The 25,157-nt window shown below is 28.3% G+C and carries 21 protein-coding genes and 1 CRISPR repeat array; of the genes, 16 read left to right on the top strand and 5 right to left on the bottom strand.

Going from position 1 to position 25,157, the window contains the following annotated elements; translation table 11 throughout:
• Nucleotides 1-167: 167 nt before the first annotated feature.
• Nucleotides 168-1,166 carry a DUF3048 domain-containing protein gene (locus JK634_RS08840; RefSeq protein WP_202767286.1) on the top strand — a complete coding sequence of 333 codons (999 nt, stop codon included), beginning with the start codon at nt 168-170 and terminating at the stop codon, nt 1,164-1,166.
• An 87-nt stretch (nt 1,167-1,253) separates the two neighbouring features.
• On the opposite strand, the gene JK634_RS08835 is transcribed toward JK634_RS08840, so the two are convergent.
• From JK634_RS08835 to JK634_RS08820, 4 genes are read right to left on the bottom strand one after another with little or no spacing between them, the layout of a single operon-like run.
• On the bottom strand, nt 1,254-1,949 hold the full coding sequence (locus JK634_RS08835) for a hypothetical protein (protein ID WP_202767285.1): 696 nt from the start codon (nt 1,947-1,949) through the stop codon (nt 1,254-1,256).
• A complete protein-coding gene (locus JK634_RS08830; RefSeq protein ID WP_202767284.1) occupies nt 1,949-2,722 on the bottom strand; it encodes a hypothetical protein in 774 nt (257 codons plus the stop codon). Before JK634_RS08830 ends, JK634_RS08835 begins: the two co-directional genes overlap by 1 nt.
• Entirely contained in the window at nt 2,700-3,602 is a 903-nt protein-coding gene (locus JK634_RS08825) for an ABC transporter ATP-binding protein (protein ID WP_202767283.1), read from the bottom strand. Before JK634_RS08825 ends, JK634_RS08830 begins: the two co-directional genes overlap by 23 nt.
• A 2-nt stretch (nt 3,603-3,604) precedes the next feature.
• Entirely contained in the window at nt 3,605-3,985 is a 381-nt protein-coding gene (locus JK634_RS08820) for a GntR family transcriptional regulator (protein ID WP_202767282.1), read from the bottom strand.
• Nucleotides 3,986-4,272: 287 nt separating this feature from the next.
• Here JK634_RS08820 and JK634_RS08815 point away from each other — a divergent pair, with 287 nt between their 5' ends.
• The 9 genes from JK634_RS08815 (at nt 4,273) to cas2 (ending at nt 13,527) form a co-directional block, all read left to right on the top strand.
• The gene (locus tag JK634_RS08815; protein ID WP_202767281.1) at nt 4,273-5,220 is read left to right on the top strand and encodes a helix-turn-helix transcriptional regulator; all 948 of its coding nucleotides are present in this window, start codon (nt 4,273-4,275) and stop codon (nt 5,218-5,220) included.
• A 215-nt stretch (nt 5,221-5,435) separates the two neighbouring features.
• A complete protein-coding gene (gene cas6, locus JK634_RS08810; RefSeq protein WP_202767280.1) occupies nt 5,436-6,170 on the top strand; it encodes a CRISPR-associated endoribonuclease Cas6 in 735 nt (244 codons plus the stop codon).
• 11 nt (nt 6,171-6,181) lie between these two features.
• Nucleotides 6,182-7,861, top strand: a complete 1,680-nt coding sequence (gene cas8a1, locus JK634_RS08805) for a type I-B CRISPR-associated protein Cas8b1/Cst1 (protein ID WP_202767279.1) — start codon at nt 6,182-6,184, stop codon at nt 7,859-7,861.
• A gap of 1 nt (nt 7,862) precedes the next feature.
• The gene (gene cas7i, locus JK634_RS08800) at nt 7,863-8,738 is read left to right on the top strand and encodes a type I-B CRISPR-associated protein Cas7/Cst2/DevR (RefSeq protein ID WP_202768093.1); all 876 of its coding nucleotides are present in this window, start codon (nt 7,863-7,865) and stop codon (nt 8,736-8,738) included.
• Nucleotides 8,722-9,474, top strand: coding sequence for a type I-B CRISPR-associated protein Cas5b (cas5b, locus tag JK634_RS08795; RefSeq protein ID WP_338031222.1), 753 nt, complete (start codon nt 8,722-8,724; stop codon nt 9,472-9,474). The genes cas7i and cas5b overlap by 17 nt, the downstream gene beginning before the upstream one ends.
• Before the next feature lie 18 nt (nt 9,475-9,492).
• Nucleotides 9,493-11,724 carry a CRISPR-associated helicase Cas3' gene (gene cas3 / locus JK634_RS08790; protein ID WP_202767277.1) on the top strand — a complete coding sequence of 744 codons (2,232 nt, stop codon included), beginning with the start codon at nt 9,493-9,495 and terminating at the stop codon, nt 11,722-11,724.
• A gap of 33 nt (nt 11,725-11,757) precedes the next feature.
• Complete coding sequence (gene cas4, locus JK634_RS08785; protein WP_202767276.1) at nt 11,758-12,276, top strand: CRISPR-associated protein Cas4; 519 nt, start codon at nt 11,758-11,760, stop codon at nt 12,274-12,276.
• Nucleotides 12,277-12,278: 2 nt separating this feature from the next.
• A complete protein-coding gene (cas1b, locus tag JK634_RS08780) occupies nt 12,279-13,262 on the top strand; it encodes a type I-B CRISPR-associated endonuclease Cas1b (protein ID WP_202767275.1) in 984 nt (327 codons plus the stop codon).
• Between the two features lies 1 nt (nt 13,263).
• Nucleotides 13,264-13,527 (top strand): CRISPR-associated endonuclease Cas2, encoded by a 264-nt coding sequence (cas2, locus tag JK634_RS08775; RefSeq protein WP_202767274.1) that lies wholly within the window; start codon nt 13,264-13,266, stop codon nt 13,525-13,527.
• Between the two features lie 185 nt (nt 13,528-13,712).
• A CRISPR array of direct repeats spans nt 13,713-16,496; the repeat unit is 29 nt; unit sequence GTTTTATCTTAACTATAAGGAATGTAAAT.
• 2,570 nt (nt 16,497-19,066) lie between these two features.
• Here the strand turns inward: cas2 and JK634_RS08770 are convergent.
• The gene (locus JK634_RS08770) at nt 19,067-19,222 is read right to left on the bottom strand and encodes a hypothetical protein (protein ID WP_202767273.1); all 156 of its coding nucleotides are present in this window, start codon (nt 19,220-19,222) and stop codon (nt 19,067-19,069) included.
• 453 nt (nt 19,223-19,675) lie between these two features.
• On the opposite strand from JK634_RS08770, the gene JK634_RS08765 reads away from it, so the two are divergent.
• The 6 genes from JK634_RS08765 (at nt 19,676) to ahbB (ending at nt 25,113) form a co-directional block, all read left to right on the top strand.
• Entirely contained in the window at nt 19,676-20,485 is an 810-nt protein-coding gene (locus JK634_RS08765) for an EFR1 family ferrodoxin (protein WP_202767272.1), read from the top strand.
• Nucleotides 20,486-20,580: 95 nt separating this feature from the next.
• A complete protein-coding gene (locus JK634_RS08760; RefSeq protein ID WP_202767271.1) occupies nt 20,581-21,888 on the top strand; it encodes a helix-turn-helix domain-containing protein in 1,308 nt (435 codons plus the stop codon).
• A gap of 104 nt (nt 21,889-21,992) precedes the next feature.
• Entirely contained in the window at nt 21,993-23,177 is a 1,185-nt protein-coding gene (gene nirJ1, locus JK634_RS08755) for a putative heme d1 biosynthesis radical SAM protein NirJ1 (RefSeq protein WP_202767270.1), read from the top strand.
• A 12-nt stretch (nt 23,178-23,189) separates the two neighbouring features.
• Complete coding sequence (gene nirJ2, locus JK634_RS08750) at nt 23,190-24,176, top strand: putative heme d1 biosynthesis radical SAM protein NirJ2 (RefSeq protein ID WP_202767269.1); 987 nt, start codon at nt 23,190-23,192, stop codon at nt 24,174-24,176.
• A gap of 15 nt (nt 24,177-24,191) precedes the next feature.
• Nucleotides 24,192-24,656: a siroheme decarboxylase subunit alpha gene (ahbA, locus tag JK634_RS08745; protein WP_202767268.1), complete on the top strand. Its 465-nt coding sequence runs from the start codon at nt 24,192-24,194 to the stop codon at nt 24,654-24,656.
• Nucleotides 24,649-25,113, top strand: a complete 465-nt coding sequence (ahbB, locus tag JK634_RS08740) for a siroheme decarboxylase subunit beta (RefSeq protein WP_202767267.1) — start codon at nt 24,649-24,651, stop codon at nt 25,111-25,113. Before ahbA ends, ahbB begins: the two co-directional genes overlap by 8 nt.
• The last annotated feature ends 44 nt before the right edge of the window (nt 25,114-25,157 follow it).

The following is a 25,157-nucleotide window of genomic DNA, read 5'->3' as shown; positions in this document are numbered from 1 at the left end:
CCTTAAAAGGGTTATATATTTTATATTATTTTTTATACTCAAAGAAGGTTACTGAAACTTATAGATTATAGTTGGAAATTAACTTCACTGTAATTCTAACAATTGTTATAATATTACTAAATTACCTTTTATTATATTAAAAGTTTTAAAAGAAGGGTGTTGAGAAATTGAAAAAGAAAATAATAATTCTTATAGCACTTAGTACAATGATGTTATTAACTGGTTGTCATAAGAAGGCTGCTGATACAAGTAAAAGTGCTTCCTCAGATAAAACAGTAAGTAAATACTATGCTCCTTATACAGGAGAAGAAGTTACTAAAGACATAGCTGAAAAACCAGCTTATATGGTGTCCATAGAAAATGCATCACCAGCTAGGCCACAAGCAGGTTTTACTTCTGCAGATATAGTATATGAGTTAATGGCAGAAGGAGGCATTACCAGGTGTCTAGCACTATATCAAAAAGATGAGGCAGCAAAGATTGGTCCAATTAGAAGTATGAGGACATATTTTATTGACTTAGCATATGAGTATAATGTTCCCTTTGCACATTGTGGGGGAAGTCATGATGCTCTAGATAGAATTAAAGAAGAAAACTCTATGGCATTAGATGAAATGACAAATGGCGCATATTACTACAGAGATAAAACTATTAAAGTTCAAGAACATAGCCTTTTTTCAAGTTCAGAAAATTTGCTTAAACTTCTAAAGGAAAAGAACTATATAAAACCATCAAATGTAAAACTTAAATTTGATAAAACTTTCTGGGATAATAGTGCCTTAAATAAAGCAAATGCAGTATCTATAAAATTCAATCCATCCTATACAACGAGTTATCAGTTTAAAGATGGTTTATATTATAAATCAATGAATAATGAACCAACACTTAATCGTGATGATAATGTTCCAGTAGCAGTGAAAAATATAGTTATACAGAATGTTAAGTATAGAACAAGAGTTGGAGAGCCTTATTTAGATGCAGATTTAGTTGGTAATGGAGATGGAGTTATCCTAAGTAATGGAAAACAAATAAAGGTTACGTGGTCTAAAGCAGATCTTAATTCTCAAACAATATTTAAGGATGAAAAAGGTAATATAGTACCACTAAATGTAGGTAAGACCTGGTGGCATATATTAGATCAAAATGCTCAATTAACAATAAATTAAATAAACAATTAACATAATGTTAGTATAAAATTATAGGTGTATAAAAGAAAAAAAGTCTTTTATACACCTTTTGTTTTAAAAGAAAAATTAGTTGATAATATCTAGTGTTTCCATGCTTGATTCATTAAGTTGTAAGTTCTTCGGAATTTGTATATACATAATTTTCATGATAAAAAATGGTGAAAGATAATCACTATTTTCAGAATTAGCTTTTGAAAACTGGGTTGTTGTAAAATCATAGTCAAATTTCCTAAACTTAATGTCAAAGCTTGAATCATCGTAGATTGATAATTCGTTATTTTTTAATGTAATTTTAGATGGCATAATTTTATCAGTAATATTAACACCATTAAAAGAACAGTTAGTTACAAAATTTTGAATATCAATTTTCCCATCATCCACATCTTTAATCTTACATATTATTGTTATATTATTAGAACTATTTGTTATCTTAAGCTTTTTATCCGTATAATCTAAACTTAAGTTTTGATTTTGCTTATAGGCATCTGTTGTATTTAAAAGCCCTTTACTTGCAAGATCTTTGAAATAATCTGTACTCGGAATTTGCTCAATTTGACCATTTGTTTCATTAATACTTACAAAGTTTTTCGTAGGAATAAAATTTAATAGTATAGTCCCGATAATAAGGGTAGCGCAATAAATAGCAATAATGTACTTTTTAATATTATTTGGCATTGAAAAGCGAACTATGTTCTTTTTTACTACAAAAATAACTAAAAGTAGAATCAATAGGATATTTAAAATTATAAAAAGAATACTCATTATTTTTTGACCTCCAATCTATTAGTTATAAAAATAGAACAAGCAAATAATGCTATTGAGGTAACTAAAGTTTTAAGTATAAATAGTAAAAGTGAATTTTCATAAAAGTAAAAGTGTACTATTTTAGTGATTAAAGTGTATAATGACGAATTATTTAAACTACCAACAAGCTGAAGTAATAAAAATAAACCTAAAATAGATATTGTTGTGAAAATTATTGTGAATACTTGATTTATACTACTAACTGAACCTATAAAGTATCCAATGCTAGCTATAAATATAATGTAAAATAAAATACTAATTATATTTAAAAGCATAACATGAGGCTCTATTATAAAACCTTCTCGTATAATATTTTCATTTTTATTAGTAAAATAAAATATAGCTCTAATGAGATTACTAGAAAAAGTAGATGTAATACTAGCATAAATTGCAAGGGTAATTAATAATACGATATTTGAAATATTGCTTGAGAGTCTGTTAGTTATAAAAGAAAAATCCAAATTTTTATTTTTTAGGTTTGAGATTGTTAATGAAACAACGAATGACCATATTAGTGTAAAAATAATTATTGCATTTCCTGAATAGTAGAAGATACCAACTGACACACCTGAACCACTTGTTGAAGATGTTCTTAGGGCATTCATAGTCAAAAAAGTTGCAAAAAAATGTACTACTATTAAGCTAAAAAATAAACCAATATTAGTTTTAAGTTTAAAAAAGTATTGCTTCTTAGCAATATTAAGTAAACTATTTTCTGTTAAATACATCATCAATTCCTCCTTGAGAACTATTTGTCAGATATACACATAAATCATCTGCAGAAACAGTAAATATCTCTACTCCTTTTATTTTAGCTTTTTGTAGATCAGTTTCAGTAAATTCATTCTTTACTACTATAGAAGTTAGATTCCCGCCTGACTTTTCAGTGTAAATAATATCTTTATTTCTACATAACTCATGTATATAATCAGTGTCACCTCTAAGACAAATTGCCATTTCTTTTATTTCTTCAACAGATGAATGTAGTATCTTTGTCCCGTTCTTTATAAGAAGTATATTTTCTAATATATCTTCAATCTCTGAAAGTAAATGGCTAGAAAGTATAATAGTACGAGGATAACTAATGTAATCTTTAAGTAGAGCTCTATAAAAGTCTTTTCTAACAGAGGCATCCATCCCTGTTGTAGGTTCATCAAATATAGTTATTGGAGAGTGAGTAGATAGTGCAACTATTACATTAAAAGTACTTCTTTGACCTTTTGAAAGCTTGGAGTGATATTGCTTTGGATTTAGTCTAAAGTATTCAAAAAGGCCTTTTGCAAGAGACATGTCCCAGTTGGAATAAAATTTACTTATCTCAACTAACAGCTCTGATAGATTTAATGAAGCAGGATATTCAATGTTATCATTTGCAAAAAATAAATTAGAAGAAACATTTAGAGAATTAAATGGATTGCTACCCAAAACAGAAATTTCGCCAGAGGTATTTTTCATAAATCCTGCTATTATTTTTAATAGAGTAGTTTTTCCAGCCCCATTTCTTCCAATAAGACCAGTTATAGTGTTTTCTTCAATAGTAAACGAAATATTATCAAGTGCTTTAGTATTTCTGTAATCCTTAGTAAGATTTGTACATTCAATTATAGCCATAGCTAATCCTCCCTACTTTCTATATTTAGAGATTTAAGTAATTCAAATAATTCATCTTCACCAACATTAAGCCGATTTGCTTCAGTTAATAGTTCAATAGCCAAAGTTTTTAAGGTTTCATTTTTCCTTTTCTTAAAAATAAGCTCCTTTGCATCCTTTGATACAAACATACCAAGGCCACGTTTTTTATAGAGTATATTTTCGTTTAGCAAAATAGTAATACCTTTTGCAGCAGTTGCTGGGTTAATGTTATACATTTCAGCTAATTGATATTGTGAGTACATTTTTTCATCAGCAGCGATGCTATCGTTAAGTATTTGATTTTCAAGCCATTCGGATATTTGTATATAAATAGGTTTTATGCTTTCGGTATTAAGTATCACTTTAAAACCTCCTAACTAGAAATGCACCTTAGTACATTACTGATATAATGTACTATACCTCATGTGGATATAAATGTCAATATAGTAAACTAATGCTCACATTTAAAATAATTTGAAATAACCAATTGATTCAAGCTATGTAAATATATATAATTATTGATATATATGTTGACTATAAGGAATGTAAATTTGTTTTTAATAATACTTTACGAAGATTAATTTTATTTTAACTATGTGGAAGGCTCATCTTTATTGGTGGGCTTAAAATTTTTTAGGGGGGAGTAAGTATGAGTGAGCTTAGAAATTTGCTTAAGATGGTTTTTATATTAAAACGAAGAGGAAAAATTAAAGCGAAGGATATAGCAGAGGACTTAGAAACAAGTGAGAGGCAAGTAAGAAGATATAAGGATATATTGGATGAATTTTTTGAAATTGAATCTGTTGCTGGACCAGATGGTGGATATAAATTAGTACAGCAGAGCTTTCCATTTAAAGAGATGCTTACAAATGATGAAATAATGAGTTTGAAGGTTGCAATTAAAGCCTTAGATTCATTTAATATAGATGAGAATAAAAAAATACTTAATGCCATTGATAAAATTAATTTCTCAATTCTAAATAGCGAAAATGATTTATTAGGAAGCGAAAAAATAATTCCATATTCAACACCTAAAAAATTAACAGAAAATATTGTGGAAATGCATGAGGATATATATAAAGCAATTTTAGATAAGAAAGTAATTTACATAAAGTATAAGGGTAATACAGGAAAAGTATCAGAGAGAGAGGTAGAGCCACTTAAATATTTAAGATATAAGGGCGAATACTATTTAGTAGCAAATTGTCTATTGAAAAATGAAATAAGATATTTTAAGCTTGCTAGAATACAAGAATATATAACTACTAATAAAAAGTTTGATTTTAAAGAGGATATAGAGGAAACATTGAGAATGTCACAGGAGAATGGGTTTGGGGTATTTGGTGGAGAAGAATATGATCTTAAATTAGAGATTAAACCTCCAATGGCAAATACCATAAGTGAAAGAATTTGGGTAGAAAATCAGACAATAGAGGAATTAGAGGATGGAAGTATAATATTTAAGGCTAAGATGAAAGGCGGACCCGAACTAATATCATGGATATTAAGTATGGGAGATTCTGCTAGAATAATTGAACCACTTAGATTAAAAGAAAATATAAGGCAACAAGTTGAAAATATCCTAAAGAGTATTTGATAAGTTACATAAGTAAAAAATATTATTAAAATTTAATATCTAACCTTATTATGTCCTAATTAGATGATAGATTCTAATTAGGACATATTTTTATATTTTTAAGAATATAAATGGATAAAAAGAATATAAGTATAATTAATAACAATGGAGGAAAGTTGTTGAAAATAATATACTTAAATGGTATTATTTAGTTAAAGTGGAAAGGGGTGAGAATCATGAGGGTACAAATAACAATATATACCGAGTGTATTCCTTTAGCTTATAGAATGATGTTTGTAAGCTTGATAAAAAACTCATTAGAAAAATCAAATTCTTCTTATTTTAATGAACTCTATAATTTTGAAGATAAGAAAAGTAAAAAGATCAAACCTTTTACATTCTCCACATATTTAGAGGATTATGAAATGGGAAAAGAAGAGATAAAAATAAAAGGAAAAGTAAATCTTACTATTTCAACTCCGGATACAGAGCTATTCATAAATATCTACAATGGATTAGTAAATATTTCACAGTATACTTACAATAATAAATTTAAGCTTACAATAGGAAAGATTATTTTGCTTAAGGAATCATGGATTAATTCTGAGAAAGTTACATTTAAATCCTTATCACCAATAGTAGTGAAGGATAAAGATGGAAATTTCTTAAGGGTAGAAGATGAAAGATATGTTAATGAGCTGAACTATATTTCAAATTTAAGTTTAAAAACATATAGAGGGTACGGGTTAAAGAGGCCACTGGAATTTATTCCAGTTAAATATGAAAAAGTTGTAGTGAAAGAAAAGATTAGTAGTTTTACAGAAATAACAAAAAAGGATGTATTTTATATAACAGGATATAAGGGAACATTTAGATTATCTGGTGATAAGGAAGATTTAAGACTTTTATACTCTTTAGGAATTGGATATAGACGTTCTCAAGGGTTTGGTAACTTAGAAGTTATAGGATAGGAGGTGAAATTATGGACAATACCATTAGACTAACTTTGGAAGATTGGATGTTTAATGCCGGCATTGTAGGGATGTATAATATTTTAGATTATGCTGGGGATAAGGTTGTAGTTGAAGAAAATTATATTGAGATAACTAAGGAAAGTCTACAGGGTTTTGAAGAGAAGTACTTTAAGTATTTTATAGACACATATCTTCAAACGTTATCTTGGTATAAGATTGTTTCATTTAAGGCTACGATAGAACACTATGAAGAGAATAAATTTGAAAACTTCACAATGGAGAGTCTAGAAAAACTAAATAATTATATTACAAATATAGTCAAGTATTACTTAAAAAGCGCAAGTTATAAAGCTGCATATGATTTAATTGGCGGAGAAGAGGACATGCTCTCGTTAGAGAAAAAACTTACTACTATAAAAGTAAATAAAAAAGAAACCTTAGTAGCTAAGATGGAAGAAGTTAGAGAGGTTTTTAAAACTCTAAAGATTATAATTAATTATTTTTTAGAGGATAAAGCAAAGAAATATTTAGCAGGTAAAAATGTTGTATATACAATTGTGAAAAATGCTTGGAATGGAGTTTCATTTCTCTTTAATCAGACTAAAGAAAAAGATATGTATATAGATTATAAAAATTACTTTGTTACACCAGTTAATGAGTATCTAGAGGCTGATAAATCTAAATATAAATACAACTGTTTTATTTGTGATAATGAAATTAAAGACTTATCGAATGATTTTAGCTTTTTAAATGTTACAGGTTTTGATGTTGCGAGAAAATCTTCTCATGTATGGAACTTTTCTAATGATGTAGCTATATGTAATGTTTGTAAACTAGTGTATTCATGTATACCTGCAGGAATGATTTATGCAAATAGTAAGGGAATGTTTATAAATGCAAATTCGAAAGCTAAAGATTTAATTAATGTAAATAATAATATAAAAGCAGTGGTACTTCAAAAAGATGGTAGGGAACAATCATTAACTTATAAGGCTTTAATTACTTCAATACAAAAAGAGTTTAATAGTAGCTTTAGATATGAGTTAGCAGATATACAAGTTATTAGATATGAGAATGAAAAGTACAAATTCAATATATTATCTAGAAATATTTTGAATGTAATATTAAAATCCAAAGACGAGTTAAATAAATTGATGAATTGCGGATTCATGGAGATAAAAACATATTTTAATATCTATGACTTAGTAATTGATAGTTTATTGGGAAATCAAAACCTCTTTGTACTTATTCACAAGCTAGTGGTATATAAAAATTCAAATGTTAAGGATTGTAGATATTCAGGAAGAGATTTACTTTCTATGTTAAGAATTAACTATAACTTTATAAAGGAGATTGGGTATATGGAGAATATTCAAGAGGGAAAAGATATAATTGATAGAGCTAGTGGTGCGGGCTATTGGTTAAGACAAGCTTATAAAAGTAAAAAATCAGAAGATAAATTAAATGGGATTTCTTATAGACTTTTAAATGCACTTAAAACAAATAATACATCAATGTTTATGGATACCTTATTAAATTGCTATTTATACACAAGAAAAGAAGTACCAAGTGTATTTTTAGAGACTCTTAAAGATGACTTAGTATTTAAGCATATTGGATATGCATTTGTTACAAGTTTAATTGAAGGTAAAATAGATGAAAATGGGGGAAAGAATGATGGAAAATAAAATGAATCCAAAAGGACTGTCAATATCTATGATATTTGAAGCAGAAAGTGCTAACTATGGTGAAGCAGTGGGAAATGTAGCATCTTTGAAAAAAATGGCTAGAGATAAAGGAGAACAATACACATACATTTCAAGACAAGCAATTAGATATAACATTTCAGAACAACTTGGAGAAGCTTACGCACAAGTTAAGGCTGAAGGTAGTGGGGATAAAAAAGTTATACAATTTGCGGCAGATGCAAGTATAGATAAATATCCAGAGATAGATTTCTTTGGATATATGAAAACAGAAAAAAGTACTTCAGGAAAAAAACGTTCTGCAAAAGTAAGATTGTCTAATGCTATATCATTAGAAACTTATAAAGGAGATTTGGACTTTTTAACCAATAAGGGGTTAGCTGACAGATTAAACGAAAATATGAATATTGCACAATCTGAAATTCATAGATCCTATTATAGATATACTATTACTGCTGATTTAGATCAAATAGGTTTTGATGAAGTAGATAATATAGAGGTATCAAATGAGGAAAAAGCTAGAAGAGTTAAAAAACTTCTTGATACAGTTGCAATGCTTTACAGAGATATAAGAGGAAGAAGAGAAGACCTTAAGCCACTATTTGCAATAGGTGGGGTATACGATATTAAAAATCCAATTTTCCAAAATATATTAAATGTTAAAAACAATAAAGTATCAGTTGAGGAAATAAAAGGAGTATTATTTGACAATATAAAGAAGGATACTTTCTGCGGATTGATTCCAGAAAAATTTGATAATGATTCTGAAGTCAAGGAGAAACTTAATGCTTTATCTATGCCAGAATTCTTTGGGAAAGTTAAAGAAAAGGTAGATGAATACTATGAAAAGGGCTGTTAGAGTAAAGCTTTATCAAGATCTAGTTAATTATAAAAAACCTACAAGTTTTCAATTAAAGGAGACATACCCATTGCCACCTTATTCTACGGTGATAGGAATGGTGCATAGTTTATGTGGATTTAAAGAATATAATGAAATGAATATAAGTGTACAAGGAAAGTACTCTTCAAAGGTTAATGATTTATATACAAGATATGAGTTTAAAAATGCAATGAAATATGAAGAAGGCAGGCATCAATTAAAAGCAGGAGATTTTGGAATATGTAGAGGAATTGCTACTGCAGAATTATTAGTAGATGTAGAACTTGTAATTCATATTATTCCTAAAAATGATGAGTTGATAGAGAAAATAGAAAAAGCATTTGTATATCCTATAGAATATCCATCTTTAGGTAGAAGAGAGGATTTAGTAACAATTGAAGAAGTGAAAATCGTTAATTTACATGAAGAAGTTTTAAAAAAGTCTGTAAAAGGCGAAAAGGCATACGGTGCATATATACCTGTTGAAATAATTAATAATATAAAATTAAAAAACTCTCAACAAGGAGTAGAGTACCCTGGAACTAGGTATAAACTAAATAAGAATTATGTACTGGTAAACAACGGAACAGTTAAGGCACCAAAGATATTTAGAAAGTGGGAAAAGAAAGAAGTCCTTTACGGAACTAATATACTGTATTTTAGGAATAGAGAAATTTGTATAGATGAAGATAGTTATGTTGTTTTTGCAGTTTAAAAAGGAGATGGTTTGGCTTTGAATAAATATTTAGCGAAATCAAATCCAAAAGAAACCATACAGGAGCATACTGATAATTTATTAAAAAACTATAGAGTATTAAAAGAAACATATCCTAGTTTAGAAATAAACTGGGATATGCTATATAAAGCGTGCCTGTATCATGATTTTGGAAAGATGAATTCGAAATTTCAAGAAAAGATAGAAACCCATAGATTAATTCCAGGGGAGATACCTCATGGGATTTTAAGTTTAGCATTTATAGATTATGAAGATTTAGAAGCTAATGGATATACTGAAGAAGATATAAGGGTATTATTTCATTCTATAGCATATCACCACGAAAGAGAATTAGATTATACAGATGAGGAATTAGAAAATGAGATCGAGGCATTAGTGAATGAATTTGAAGGATTTCATTATAATAAGATTTCTAAAAGATACGTTCCAGATTATATCGAAGAGACTTTTTACTTTAAGAATGACAGAATATATGAAGAACGTGATAGTGACATATTTTTTAATTATATTATGATTAAAGGCTTACTAAATAGAATTGATTATTCTGCAAGTGGATACATTGAAATTGAAAATAAAAACGATTTTTTAAGTAGAAGTTTAGATAGATTGATGAATGAATGGAAGGAAAAAGTTCCAAATTGTAAATGGAATGATCTACAGGAATATATGATTAAAAATAAAGACAAAAATGTTGTAGTGGTAGCTCAAACAGGAATGGGGAAAACAGAAGCAGGGTTACTGTGGATTGGAGATAACAAAGGTTTCTTTACACTGCCTTTAAAAACAGCTATTAATTCAATTTATGATAGGGTAGTAGAGCTAATAAAAGAAAATAAAGAAGATAGAGTAGGATTGCTTCACTCAGATACTTTCAGTCAATACATTATTAATGCTTCTGAAAATATAGATGTATCAGATTATTATAACAGAACAAAGCAAATGTCACTTCCTTTAACTATATGTACTTTAGATCAAATATTTGATTTTGTATACAAGTATAGGGGATTTGAACCTAAGATTGCAACACTTGCATATTCAAAGGTTGTTATAGATGAGATACAAATGTATTCACCTGATTTATTAGCATATTTAATTATCGGATTATCTTATATTAATAAGGTTGGAGGCAAATTTGCAATATTAACTGCTACACTACCTAAATTTATAATTAATCTTTTAGAAGAAGAGGGAATAGAATTTGAACTATCAGAAAAAGCATTCATAAACAAAGATTTAAATAATAGGCACAGTTTGAAAGTTATTGATGAAGAAATAGACATAGATAAAATTGTGGAGCTATACAAAAACAATAAGGTTTTGGTTATATGTAATACTGTACATATGGCTCAAGAAGTTTATAGTGAATTAATGAATAGAAATGTTGAAAGAGTAAATTTGCTACACAGTAGGTTTATAAAGAAACATAGGAAAGAAAAAGAAGACAAGATTTTAAGCTTGGGGAGTTATGAAAATAAGGATTATGGAATATGGATTTCAACTCAGGTGGTTGAGGCATCCTTAGATATAGATTTTGATATACTTATTACTGAATTATCTGATGTTAACGGACTATTTCAAAGACTTGGTAGATGTTATAGAAAGCGTAACTTTAATACTGAAGGCTATAATTGTTATGTTTACACAGGTGGAAATAAAAAATGCAGCGGAGTAGGTTATGTAATAGATGAAGAAATTTATCAATTATCTAAAGAAGAAATTTTAAGAGTCGATGGGCCATTAAATGAGGAAATGAAAGTCCAAATAATTAATAATTTATATACTTTCGAAAGACTCAAGGATACTAAATATCTTTCACAAGTAAGAGATGCGATTAAGTTTGTTAAAAGTATAAAAGAATATGATACAACTAAAAATGAAGTGAAAAAAATATTTAGAAATATAGATTCAGTTACTGTAATTCCAAAGCAAATATATGAAGAAAATTATATTGAGATAGATAAGAATATATCAATAATATCAAAAGAATATAGCAAAGAAATATCAATTGAAGAAAGAAAAAACATAGCATTAGAAAAGGCTTTAGCGAGAAATAAATTAATGGATTATACTGTAAGCGTAAGAACTAGTTATAATGAAGGAAATGTAGATAAGGTATTAGAAATAAATAAGTATGAAAGTATACCTGTGCTAAATTGTGATTACTCAGAAGATCTTGGAGTACAAAAGATTAAAGTGCAAAAACCGGAAAATAATTATGAATTCCTATAGTTTGTATTTAATATAAGTTTTTGAGGTGATTATATGGAGTTTGATTTTGATAAGCATAAAACGCAAGGAGTTAAAGTTAATTACTACTATATTTGCCATAGGAAACTATGGCTTTTTTCAAAGGGAATTTCCTTTGAAAAAAATGATGATAGAGTACTTCAGGGAAAGGTTCTACATGAGTATTCCTACAACAGAGAGAAAAATAAAGAGATAGAAATTGATAATACTATTAAAGTAGACATAATGGACAAGGAAAATGTAAAAGAAATTAAAATAAGCAGCAAGATGAAAGATAGCGATAGGATGCAACTTCTATATTATCTATACTATTTAAAACAATTAGGTATAAATAGAAAAGGAAAAATAAATTATACAAAGGAAAAGCGAGTTGAGGAAATTTCACTAACAACTGAGGATGAAAATACTATTGAAAATGTATTAGTTGATATTAAAAAAATAGAGAATATGAATGCTCCTCCTAAAACCATTAAAAAACCTTATTGCAAAAAGTGTGCTTACTATGAATTTTGTTATTCAGGAGAGGAGGAGTAAATATGGGAAAGGATTATTATATTTTTTCAAATGGAGGAATTAAAAGAAAAGATAACACTATTTATTTTGAAGACGAAGACCAGATTAAAAAAGGGCTTCCAATAGAAAACGTTGAGAGAATACATCTTTTTGGAGAAATTGACCTAAATACAAAGTTTTTTAATTATATATCTCAGTATAGCGTATTAGTTAATTTCTATAATTATTATGGTTTTTATTCTGGGACTTATTATCCTAGAAAAAAGAATGTTTCTGGAATGTTAGTAGTAAAGCAAGCATCTTTTTATTCTGATTTAGATAATAGGTTAGTATTAGCAAAAAGTTTTATTGATAGTGCAATACATCATATTTTAAGAAATTTAAGAAGACATGAGAGGGTTCCAGTTGAATTAATTGAAAGGATAAAATTAGAAAGAGAAAATGTTAAATCGGCTAAGGATGTACAAACGTTAATGGGTGCAGAGGGACGTGCAAGAAAGAACTATTATGATTGTTTTAAATATATTTTAAAGAATGATTTCGGATTTACAAACAGAAATAGAAGACCTCCAAAAGATCCTTTAAATGCGTTGATTTCTTTTGGAAATAGTATAATATATACTGCTATTTTAGGAGAACTGTATCAAACTCAACTAGATCCTACCATAAGCTTTTTACATGAACCATCTACAAAGAGATTTTCACTTATTCTGGATATTTCAGAAATATTTAAGCCTTTAATTATCGATAGTATAATTTTTAGTTCTATAAATAATAAAGTCATAGGCGATAAAGATTTCTCTATTAATGAGGGAGTATGTTTTTTAAATGAAGATGGAAAGAAGAAATTTTTAATAGAATTTGAAAAGAAAATGGCAACAACGATTAAACATAGAAAGCTAAATAGAAATATTTCTTATAGAGGTTTAATTAAGCTTGAATGTTATAAGCTAATAAAACATTTAATTGAAGATGAAAAATATAAACCTTTAAAGGCATGGTGGTAAAATGTTTGTTATAATAACTTATGATGTTAACGAAGTTAGGGTAAATAAGGTTAGGAAACTCCTTAAAAAATATATAACATGGACACAAAACTCAGTATTTGAAGGAGAGATTACAGAAGGAAAACTAAATAAATGTTTAGCTGAAATTAATAAAATTACTGTAGATAATGAAGACTCGATATATATTTATAAAATAAGTAATCCTAAGAATATTAAAAAATATGTAATAGGTAGTGAAAAGAATTTCGACGATATGTTTTTATAAATTGCAGTAAACCCAATGTTTTTACGATTAATTCAAAGCCTTGTGAAATCTATGTTATAATAGTATTTAGTAATAAACTAAAAAACGTTACTTACACTTTACTGCAAAAAAGATGATTTTTTGTATTTTTAAAGTGTAGCGTAAGCCTTAGAAAATAAGGCATGAGAGAGTTATGTGATTTTAGGGTTTTATCTTAACTATAAGGAATGTAAATGAATAGAAACTGTATAATAAATATTATCAATATTGTGGTTTTATCTTAACTATAAGGAATGTAAATATGCTACGCATTATTATTATTAACAATAGTCTTTATTGCAGGTTTTATCTTAACTATAAGGAATGTAAATTCATTATCATCAAAACTATCTACACTGATAGCTACTTGTTTTATCTTAACTATAAGGAATGTAAATTTCATTGGTCCTTGGTTCCATGCTGCTTTTATTTGAGTTTTATCTTAACTATAAGGAATGTAAATTTTTTAACTGAATTAGAGTCAACTGTTTATACAATAAGTTTTATCTTAACTATAAGGAATGTAAATGAAATTATAATTAATGAAAATGCTAATTTTGATAGCGTTTTATCTTAACTATAAGGAATGTAAATGAAATAAGAGATAGTTCTTTATTCAATGGATTAAATGTTTTATCTTAACTATAAGGAATGTAAATTCAGTAAATGTTTTAGTAGCAGTATCAAACGTTCCTTGTTTTATCTTAACTATAAGGAATGTAAATTTTTCTAATATATTAAAATTCAATTTTGTAGAATCATGTTTTATCTTAACTATAAGGAATGTAAATGCTAAAAAGCAATGTTATTTCATAGTTAGAGGTACAGGTTTTATCTTAACTATAAGGAATGTAAATAAGCTACTTATTTGATATATACCGTTATATCCCTCGAGTTTTATCTTAACTATAAGGAATGTAAATTGTTGAGTATCTTGTTTTGCGCTACCTATGAAATTAAGTTTTATCTTAACTATAAGGAATGTAAATTATACAAAAATTATATTAATTACTAACTATGTACTAAGTTTTATCTTAACTATAAGGAATGTAAATCCAGGATAAGGAGTGAAAACATTTGTTGTATCACCAGGTTTTATCTTAACTATAAGGAATGTAAATTTTAGGTTACCCGAAGAAATTAAACGTGCTTTTTATAGTTTTATCTTAACTATAAGGAATGTAAATCACTATTTCCACTAAGTTCAAGCAAAAGGGGAACATGTTTTATCTTAACTATAAGGAATGTAAATTCTATGTGTACGGTGTTGTCGCCTTTCGGCGGATTCAGTTTTATCTTAACTATAAGGAATGTAAATTTGAATACCTTGTCTGAATAATTCAAATAAATGATTAGTTTTATCTTAACTATAAGGAATGTAAATAGCACGAAAAGTATCAATATTATTTCTTATATAAGAGTTTTATCTTAACTATAAGGAATGTAAATAATATATTAAAAAAGTGGAATGGAAGCACATGGGAACGTTTTATCTTAACTATAAGGAATGTAAATAATGTTGTGATAATATCAGCTACTAAAAGAAATGACTGTTTTATCTTAACTATAAGGAATGTAAATTCTTTAGCCCATCCTTCTATTAGAGTTAACTTCTCTGTTTTATCTTAACTATAAGGAATGTAAATGGAATAGATATACATGACACTGTAGAAATAAAAGAGTGTTTTATCTTAACTATAAGGAATGTAAATAAAAAACATTGTTCTAAATGATACTCTAAAAGAGATGTTTTATCTTAACTATAAGGAATGTAAATAGGAAAAACGCCTTGTAATTCTGTTCTATAACTTCAGTTTTATCTTAACTATAAGGAATGTAAATTTTAAGAACAATCCAGGCTAGTCCACGTATTTTCTTTGTTTTATCTTAACTATAAGGAATGTAAATATAGCTATATATTTCAATTTTACTTCACCTTCTTTTGGTTTTATCTTAACTATAAGGAATGTAAATGTTATAGTCACAACATTACACAATAAAACAGATGCAGGTTTTATCTTAACTATAAGGAATGTAAATTAGTAGAAGAGGGAGGACACCTACAACACTACTTAGTTTTATCTTAACTATAAGGAATGTAAATTCTAGTAGGCTGTTAGCAGCTGCGCCCATCTGTTCTAGTTTTATCTTAACTATAAGGAATGTAAATTTTTTATAGGTGAAGGCAACTTACTTATAAATTTATGTTTTATCTTAACTATAAGGAATGTAAATTAATAGGATTTGAACTCTTTGAACTATCCACTTTTATGTTTTATCTTAACTATAAGGAATGTAAATTATGGAGACGTTAAGTGTAAGGCAGTATACGACGCAAGTTTTATATTAACTATAAGGAATGTAAATGCACTTAATAAAAGAGGTACACATATATGACGCCTACGTTTTATCTTAACTATAAGGAATGTAAATATGAATACTAAACTACGCTCTATAGGTGACGGGGTTGTTTTATCTTAACTATAAGGAATGTAAATCTTAAACTTTTTAGCTGCTGGAGCCTGGCGCTCTGAGTTTTATCTTAACTATAAGGAATGTAAATTATAGAACTTTTCCAGAAGTAGAACAACCTGAAAGTGTTTTATCTTAACTATAAGGAATGTAAATAGGGTTATCATGTTGGAGAATGTAGAAGAATTTCAAAGTTTTATCTTAACTATAAGGAATGTAAATATTCTTCTTGGCTTTTTTTGTTTTTTATTCTGTATTGTTTTATCTTAACTATAAGGAATGTAAATTAAAGACCAACAATTAAATCAATACCATATAAATGCGTTTTATCTTAACTATAAGTAATGTAAATTTACTGATTCTTATTAATTCATTATACAATTGTCTGGTTTTATCTTAACAGTAAGGAATTCAAATGCATATAAGAATAAAAATGAAGAAATAAAATAAAGTTTATTTTAACTATACGGAATGTAAATTACCAATATTGTACTTGGACAAAGACTTTAAATCTAAGTTTTATATTAACTAAAAAGGAATGTAAATATGTAAGCACATGTTGGAACTGTTATAGTGTTACCAGGTTTTATCTTAACAATGAGGAATGTAAATAATACAGTGTTTGCTACTGCGTCCTGGTTTCCACCGAGTTTTATCTTAACTATAAGTAATGTAAATTATACATTAGAAGATTTACTAAACTTAAAAAGATATGTTTTATCTTAACTATAAGTAATGTAAATTGGGTTGGATCATCTGCTACTTCTTTAGTTTAAGTTCATTTTATCTTAACAGTAAGGAATGCAAATTAAGTTAAAAAAACAGGATTTAAAGCACCGCGACCAGGGTTTATCTTAACTATAGGGAATGTAAAGATTATTGCATTTCTAAAGCCTTCATATGTATTCCATGTTTTGTCTTGACTATGAGGAAAGTAAATGAGCATATAATCAAATCAAGCAAATTATCAAAATCAGTTTTACCTTAACCATAAGGAATGTAGAGATGTTATAATTAACTAACGGATAAATACCATATAATGTTTTATCTTAACCATAAGGAATGTAAATATCTTTGCACCCCAATTAACATCATATACAATTTTATCTTAACTCCAAGGAATGTTAATGAAACTTGTTGATATCTAGCTGTATTACTTTGATTAGTTTGATTTTAACAATATGTAATGTAAATATCGATAAATCTTGCAAGCAATTGCAAACATGAAGAGTCTTATCTTAACATTGAGGAATGTAAATTTTAATAAAAGACTTAAGTGAAACTTAGGTGGTACAGATTTATCTTAACTATAAGGAATGTAAATACGTTATCTCCGATTTGTGCAATCATTTTTCCATTAGGTTTTATCTTAACTATAAGGAATGTAAATTTCAATCTGGATGAAATGGTAAGAGCCGGAATCACTGTTTTATCTTAACTATAAGGAATGTAAATCTACAACATGGTAAGAGCCAAGCAGTAACAGAGACAGTTTTATCTTAACTATAAGGAATATAAATCAAATTAAGTTTTCTACACCTATCAGTAGAAAAGTATGTTTTATATCAACAACAAGGAATTTAAATATGCTCATATGTTCTTATCCATGTATCGCTAGCTTTATCTTAACTATAAGGAATGTAAATGGAATACAAAAAGGAAATTTATTTGTTACCACATATGTTTTATCTTAACTATAAGGAATTTAAATAATATATTTTCAGCAGCCGAATTTGAGCGAGGAGTTTGTTTTATCTTAACCATAAGGAATGTAAAAGGTGGAATTAAAGGTAAAAAGGAAGTGAGTTAGTGGGCTTTATCTTAACTATAAGGAATGTAAATAGGCCTGACAATGACAAACTAGGGATAAGAAACTTAGTTTTATATTAACTATATGGGATGTAAATTGTGTTGGAACATTCTGCTACTTCTTTAGTTTTAGTTCATTTTATCTTAACAGTAAGGAATGCAAATGAATTTAAGAATAAAAAAATGAAGAAATAAAAGAAAGTTATTTTAACCATAAGGAATGTAAATATGCCCAGTCTAGAGATGTAGTTAGCTAAGATATGAGTTTTATCTTAACTATAAGAAATGTAAGTTTTATTGCAGCTTGACAGCTATATACTAAAATTTCTAGTTTTATCTTAACTATGAGGAATGTAAATAGTCTTTTAATTTAGGAGGAATTATGAGTAAAAAAGGTTTTATCTTAACAATAAGGAATGTAAATTTATAATTTTGTTCTATAACTTCACGTGTTTTATTATGTTTTATCTTAACTATAAGGAATGTAAATACTACATTGTCAGCTGCTGTAGCTTCAGGGGCAACTGTTTTATCTTAACTTTGAGGAATATAAATGCGCAAAGTACAATGGATAGACTTAAGGCTACTAAGTTTTATTTTAACAATAAGGAATGTAAATGTTTGACCATAAGTTCTTAACCAAGTGTCGCTTCCGGTTTTATCTTAACTATAAGGAATGTAAATTATATGGAATAGGAGGATAGCCTATGAATAAAGAAGAGTTTTATCTTAGCTATGCGGAATGTAAAAGTGTCATTTAAGGATACAGAAAAAGAAAAGGAAATAGTTTTATCTTAACTATAAGGAATGAAAATAGTGTCACAACAAATTTACAGTTATATTCCTTTTGCGTATTATCTTAATATAAGGAATGTAAATTTTGTACCCACATATTTAATGCTTTGATCATAAAGTGTTTTATCTTTACTATAAGGAATGTAAATATTGCTGCAGCAACTAAAGCAAATTTAACTACTAAAGTTTTATCTTAACTTTAAGGAATGTAAATATGTAAGCCCATGTTGGAACTGTTATAGTGTTACCAGGTTTTATCTTAACAATGAGGAATGTAAATGGACACTTCACAAGAGGGGGTCACTTTATAGTTATAGTTTTTTAAACTACGATATAGGTAATGTAAATTTTAATAAAAGACTTAAGCGGAACTTAGGCAGTACAGATTTATCTTAATTATAAGGAATGTAAATAACTGTAGAAAATGGGGTTTGGTAACTGTTATTCATAGTTTTATCTTAACTATAAGGAATGTAAATATTCTTGTTGTTACAACGCTCATATCTTGTATATCTGGTTTTATCTTAACTATAAGGAATGTAAATAAACTTAAATTCGAGTACCAAACTGTTGAGCCTGTTGGTTTTATCTTAACTGCCATACGTTTTTATCCATGTATCACTAGTTTTATCTTAACTATAAGGAATGTAAATTCAGATGAAATTATACAGATCACATGATAAAGAAAAGTTTTATCTTAACTATAAGGAATGTAAATAGCCTTAACAAGAGTGCCAGCACCATCTTTCAACACAGGTTTTATCTTAACTATAAGGAATGTAAATAATACTAATATATCTTGTTGGATTGCAGATGTTCAACGTTTTATCTTAACAATAAGGAATGTAAATAAAGAGTATGAAAGACTATTCGGTTAAAACATAGTCAATTTATCTTAACAATAAGGAGTTTTAACAGATATTGTAACTATTTAAAAAGATAGTTTATGCATATGTAATAGGACAAACATTAATCAATATAAAAATCAAATATATACTTAACTTATACTAACCAGCATAAAAATATTAATAGTATTAAATAAGAGGAGAGCTTTATGGAAATTACCAAGGATACAATATTATATTTTTCTGGTTCAGGTAATAGTTTGCAGATAGCTAAAGATATTTCTAGTAATTTAGGAGAGTTTAATTTGATAAATATAGGATCTCTTCTAAATGAAAAAGAGATAGAAGTTAAAGCAAGGACTATAGGAATAATTTTTCCAGTATATTATGCACGTATGCCACTAATAGTAGAGAATGTTGCTAAAAAACTAAAGATTAGCATTGATACTTATGTTTTTGGAATTGCAAGTCATGGAGGAGCCCCAGCTAATGTATTAATTAGACTTGATGACAAACTTAAAGAAAATGGATTAGGACTTAATTCTGGGTTTTTAATTCATATGCCAGCAAATAACGTACTAGCTTATAATCCTAAAACACCAGAAAAACATAATAAAACATTTGAGAGGGAAAAGGAAAAGGTAGAAAAAATCTCAGCAATCATTAGGGAACGTAAAAGTCAAAAATGCGAAGTAAGTAAATTAGTAATTGATAGAGGAATTGATAAGCTTTTTTCAAAAGCTACTAATAAAATCATGAATAAACTGCATGAGAAGGATAGTGAATTTTGGGCTAAAAATAACTGTAATAGCTGCAGAATATGTGAAAAGATTTGTCCAGTAAACAATATTGAACTTAAGAATAATAAACCTATTTGGAAGCATAAATGCGAACAATGTACAGCATGTATTCAGTTCTGTACAGAAAAAGCAATTCAATTTGGGACAAAGACTATAAATAGAAATAGATATAAAAATCCTAATGTTAGTTTAAATGAAATGATAAATAAAACTTATTAATATAATATAGCAAAATTGGAAATGTTTAATTAGAATTTTTTGTTATCATAGTATTAGCAAATAACTTGCAAGAACTTTTGCTAAAGGAGTGCAGTATGGATTACAAGGATATCATGCAAAAAAGTATTGATTATATTGAAGAAAATTTAAAATCTGAATTGTCAGCTAATGAGATTTCTCAAGCGGCAGGTTTTTCACTTTTTCATTATTATAGATTATTCCAAAATGAAGTTGGAATACCTGTTATGCAATATGTATTAAAGCGAAAACTTTGCAATGCTATATATGATATAAGTTTAGGCAACATGATGATTGAAGTTGCACTAAGTTATGGCTTTGACACACATTCAGGATTTTTTAAGGCATTTAAGCGTGAATATGACTGTTCTCCCACTGAATATCTTAAAAAACATAAGGTAGTTAAGCCTTATAGGATAAATTTAAAGCAGAAGGAGAATATTATGATAACTGAAAAGAAAATCAAAGAAAAGCTAAAAAATTGGAATCTAAAAGAGCCAATTGATATTAAAAGTGTATATTACGAATCTAATGGAAATAAATCAGATACATCTTGGATAATAAATAATGATTTTATAATAAAGATAGGTACAAACATCTCGAGATTAAAACAGCATATTTCTGTATCAAAGGCTCTAGCTGACGCTGGTTTTGAAGTTGCAATTCCTATATTAACGAAAGATAAAAAAGAGTATGTATTAGAAGAAGATTTATATTTTTGTTTAACAAATCGTATTGAAGGAGAAGTTATAAAAAGTATCGAGATATATGAAGGTGAATATGAAAGTAAAGCAAAAAGTATAGGAGAGGCTATTGGAAAGTTGCATTTAGTTTTACAAGAAAAAGATAATGAAGTTATATGTAATGACCAGAATCTTTATGAAACTGTAAGCGAATGGGCAATACCAAGGATTAAGCAAAAGATGAACCTTAATTATAAGTTTTATGAAGATTACAAAGAGAATTTTAAAAAAATATATCCTCAATTAATAAAGCATGTTATACATCGTGATCCTAACCCTAACAATATTATAGTTAAAGATGGTAAGCTTAGAGGCTTTATAGATTTTGAATTATCAGAAAGAAATGTGAGAATTTTTGACCCCTGTTATGCAGCTACTGCAATTTTATCTGAAAGCTTCGACATTAATAATATAAATAGGCTTAATAAATGGCTTTTAATTTTTAAGAATATAATAAAAGGATATGACAAAGTATGTAAGTTATCAATCGAAGAGAAAAAAGCTATTCCATATGTTGTTTATTCAATTCAAATGATATTTATGGCATACCTTAGTGATATAGATAAATTTCAAGAACTTTCAGAGATTAATCATGAAATGTTTAAATGGCTAGTGAGCAAAAATGATGATATGGAAATTTAGTTTTAAAATCACCGAACCTAATGGGTTTGGTGATTTTTTTAATATATTAGACACAATTGGGAAAAATAACTTAGATTATTTAATTGAGGAAGGGAAGTAAATAAATGATTGGAGTATCAAAATTATTATGTGGAGCAGAAAATTATGGAGATAGATTAAGATATGTTAATGGAGCGAACAATCAAAGAAATGGTGTAAGTTTAGGCTATGGTCCAGTAGTTGTATGGAATTGCACAAGGACTTGTAATTTAAAATGTGTTCACTGTTATGCAAGTTCAGATAATAAAAAGTATGATGGAGAACTAAGTACTGAAGAAGGTAAGAGATTTATTGATGAACTAGATGAATTTAGGGTTCCTGTAATCTTATTTTCAGGGGGAGAGCCTCTACTTAGAGAGGATCTTTTTGAATTAGTACAGTATGCAAATAAGTATAAAATACGCAGCACAATATCAACAAATGGAACTCTTATTGATAAAGATATTGCGACTAAAATTAAAAATTCTGGGGTAGGATATGTAGGAATAAGCTTAGATGGAGTTGGAACTAGTCATGATGAGTTCAGAAGAACAAAGGGAGCTTTTAATCTGGCATTAAATGGTATTCGTAATTGTAAGGACGTTAATCAAAGAGTTGGGCTAAGATTTACAATAAATCGCCATAACTTTAATCAATTAGAGGATATATTTCATTTAATTAAAAATGAAGATATTGATAGAGTGTGCTTTTATCATTTAGTTTACTCAGGTAGGGGTAGCAAAATGATAGATGAAGATATTACTCATGAAGAAGCAAGAATAGCTATGGATCTAATTATGGAAAAATCACTTGAGTTAAAAGATAAGGTTGAGATACTAACAGTTGATAATCATGCTGATGGAATTTATTTATATTTGCAGGCACTCAAAAAATATCCTCATTTAGCAGAAAGTATCTTAAAATTAATGAAAATTAATGGAGGAAATCGTTCGGGTATAGCTATAGCGAATGTTGATTATTATGGAAACGTTCATGCAGATCAGTTTACCTGGCAACATACTTTTGGAAATATTAAAGATAGAAGTTTTAAGGATATTTGGACAGATGCTTCAAATCCAATTATCGGAGGGCTGAAAGACAGAAAAGAATTATTAAAAGGTAGATGCAGTAAATGTAAATGGATAAATGTATGTAATGGAAATTTAAGAACAAGAGCTGAATCAATTACTGGAGACTTTTGGGCTTCGGATCCAGCATGCTATTTAACAGATGAGGAAATTGGTATTTCTGATAATATGGGGCTTATTTAAGGAGTGGGATATATGATTGTTTCATGGAATTCAACAAATAAATGCAACATGTACTGTAAGCATTGTTATAGAGATGCAGGAATGCAAGCAGAACAGGAACTAAGTACACTGGAGGCAAAAGAACTTATAAATGAAATAGCTAAAGCTGGTTTCAAAATAATGATTTTCTCAGGAGGAGAACCATTAATGAGACCAGACATTTATGAATTAGTCAATTATGCTTCAAAGCTTGGACTTCGTTCTGTTCTAGGAAGCAATGGAGTAATGATCACAAGGGAAGTTGCAAAGAGATTAAAAGCTTCAGGCGCTATGGGAGTAGGAATAAGTCTAGATAGTCTTAATGCAAAAAAACATGATGAATTTAGAAATTATAATGGTGCATGGAGAGAAACTGTTCTTGGTATGAAAAATTGTAGAGATGAGGGTTTGCCATTTCAAGTACATACAACTGTGATGCTCTGGAATAGAGATGAGATTTTAGACTTAACTGATTTTGCAGTTGGTATGGGAGCAGTTGCTCATCACACATTTTTCTTAGTTCCTACTGGTAGAGGAGAGGATATTGAAAACGAGTCATTGACGCCGGAAATGTATGAGGAACTATTAAGAGCTATTATGATGAAACAAAAGAACGTAGATATAGAACTTAAACCTACTTGTGCCCCCCAGTTTATGAGGATTGCAAGAGAAATGGAGATGAACCTAAGGTACGGAAGAGGATGCCTTGCAGGAACTAGCTACTGCATAATAAGCCCAATAGGGGATGTTCAACCATGTGCTTACCTAAATATGCCCATTGGAAATATTAGGAAAAACAAGTTTAGTGAAATATGGAGAGATAATAAAATATTCAAGGAACTTAGGACTTTAGAGTATAAAGGAAAGTGTGGAGTATGTAAACATAAAAAAGCATGCGGTGGTTGTAGGGCGAGAGCAGCTTTTTATAATAACGGGGATTATATGGCAGAAGAAGAATGGTGCCAATATTCTAACTCATAGGAGGAAGTGTTAGGTATGAATAGAGAGTATATAGAATTGCTTAATTCAATTCAAGAGGGTTTTCCATTAGAATCAAGACCATATTTAGCTTTGGCAAAGAAATTAAATATTACAGAAGAAGAAGTTATTAAATATATTAAGGAACTTAAGGAAGGTGGAGAAATCAGACGGATAGGCGGAGTTTTTAACTCAAAAAAGATGGGATTTAACAGCACTTTATGTGCTATTAAAGTACCGAAAGAAAGAATAGAGGAAGTTTCAGAATTCATAAATAGTTATGGGGGAGTTACACATAATTACTTAAGAAATCATTCGTACAATATGTGGTTTACTGTAATTGCATCCACAGAGGAAGAAATAAAAAGGTTTATAAATGAGATAAAATATAAAACAGGTATAGAGGATATATTATATTTACCTTCAACTAAAATGTTCAAAATTAAAGTTGATTTTCAAGTTAAGGAGAAAATATATGTTTAGTTCATTAGATAAAAAAATCATACATAGACTTCAGGGGGATTTGCCATTAGTCCCTGAACCCTATAAGCTTATAGCTGATGAGTTAGAAATTACTGAAAATGAGCTTTTAGACAAGATTAAAGATTTGTTGATTAGCGGAGTAATTAGAAGATTTGGAGCAACACTAAATCACAGAAATGTTGGATTTAAAGAAAATCCGATGGTTGTTTGGAATGTGCCTGAAGAAAAAGTTAATGAAGTAGGAGATAGGATGACATCTTTTGAAGGAGTAAGTCATTGTTATGAGCGTAGGATACTACCTAATTGGAGATATAATATTTATACAATGATACATGGAGAAAGCAAAGAAGAATGTGAGGAAATTGTTAGTGAAATTTCTAAGGCAACCAACATGCATGATTATGAAATGTTATATAGTATAAGAGAACTTAAGAAATGCAGTATGAGGTATTTTTAAATAAAAGGACGTTTTATTTGTCCAATAAGACAAACAAAACGTCC

The sequence above is a fragment of the Clostridium paridis genome (assembly GCF_016765615.1).
GTDB classification, from domain to species: domain Bacteria; phylum Bacillota; class Clostridia; order Clostridiales; family Clostridiaceae; genus Clostridium_T; species Clostridium_T paridis.
This window is presented reverse-complemented; position numbering and strand designations above follow the sequence as displayed.

Coding starts and splice junctions, on each gene's coding strand:
- JK634_RS08765 (WP_202767272.1), top strand. CDS start 19,676: ATGGAAATTACCAAGGATACAATATTATATTTTTCTGGTTCAGGTAAT.
- JK634_RS08815 (WP_202767281.1), top strand. CDS start 4,273: ATGAGTGAGCTTAGAAATTTGCTTAAGATGGTTTTTATATTAAAACGA.
- JK634_RS08830 (WP_202767284.1), bottom strand. CDS start 2,722: ATGATGTATTTAACAGAAAATAGTTTACTTAATATTGCTAAGAAGCAA.
- JK634_RS08760 (WP_202767271.1), top strand. CDS start 20,581: ATGGATTACAAGGATATCATGCAAAAAAGTATTGATTATATTGAAGAA.
- ahbA (WP_202767268.1), top strand. CDS start 24,192: ATGAATAGAGAGTATATAGAATTGCTTAATTCAATTCAAGAGGGTTTT.
- cas2 (WP_202767274.1), top strand. CDS start 13,264: ATGTTTGTTATAATAACTTATGATGTTAACGAAGTTAGGGTAAATAAG.
- ahbB (WP_202767267.1), top strand. CDS start 24,649: ATGTTTAGTTCATTAGATAAAAAAATCATACATAGACTTCAGGGGGAT.
- JK634_RS08770 (WP_202767273.1), bottom strand. CDS start 19,222: ATGGCAGTTAAGATAAAACCAACAGGCTCAACAGTTTGGTACTCGAAT.
- cas1b (WP_202767275.1), top strand. CDS start 12,279: ATGGGAAAGGATTATTATATTTTTTCAAATGGAGGAATTAAAAGAAAA.
- cas4 (WP_202767276.1), top strand. CDS start 11,758: ATGGAGTTTGATTTTGATAAGCATAAAACGCAAGGAGTTAAAGTTAAT.
- JK634_RS08835 (WP_202767285.1), bottom strand. CDS start 1,949: ATGAGTATTCTTTTTATAATTTTAAATATCCTATTGATTCTACTTTTA.
- cas8a1 (WP_202767279.1), top strand. CDS start 6,182: ATGGACAATACCATTAGACTAACTTTGGAAGATTGGATGTTTAATGCC.
- cas7i (WP_202768093.1), top strand. CDS start 7,863: ATGAATCCAAAAGGACTGTCAATATCTATGATATTTGAAGCAGAAAGT.
- nirJ2 (WP_202767269.1), top strand. CDS start 23,190: ATGATTGTTTCATGGAATTCAACAAATAAATGCAACATGTACTGTAAG.
- cas6 (WP_202767280.1), top strand. CDS start 5,436: ATGAGGGTACAAATAACAATATATACCGAGTGTATTCCTTTAGCTTAT.
- cas5b (WP_338031222.1), top strand. CDS start 8,722: ATGAAAAGGGCTGTTAGAGTAAAGCTTTATCAAGATCTAGTTAATTAT.
- JK634_RS08825 (WP_202767283.1), bottom strand. CDS start 3,602: ATGGCTATAATTGAATGTACAAATCTTACTAAGGATTACAGAAATACT.
- nirJ1 (WP_202767270.1), top strand. CDS start 21,993: ATGATTGGAGTATCAAAATTATTATGTGGAGCAGAAAATTATGGAGAT.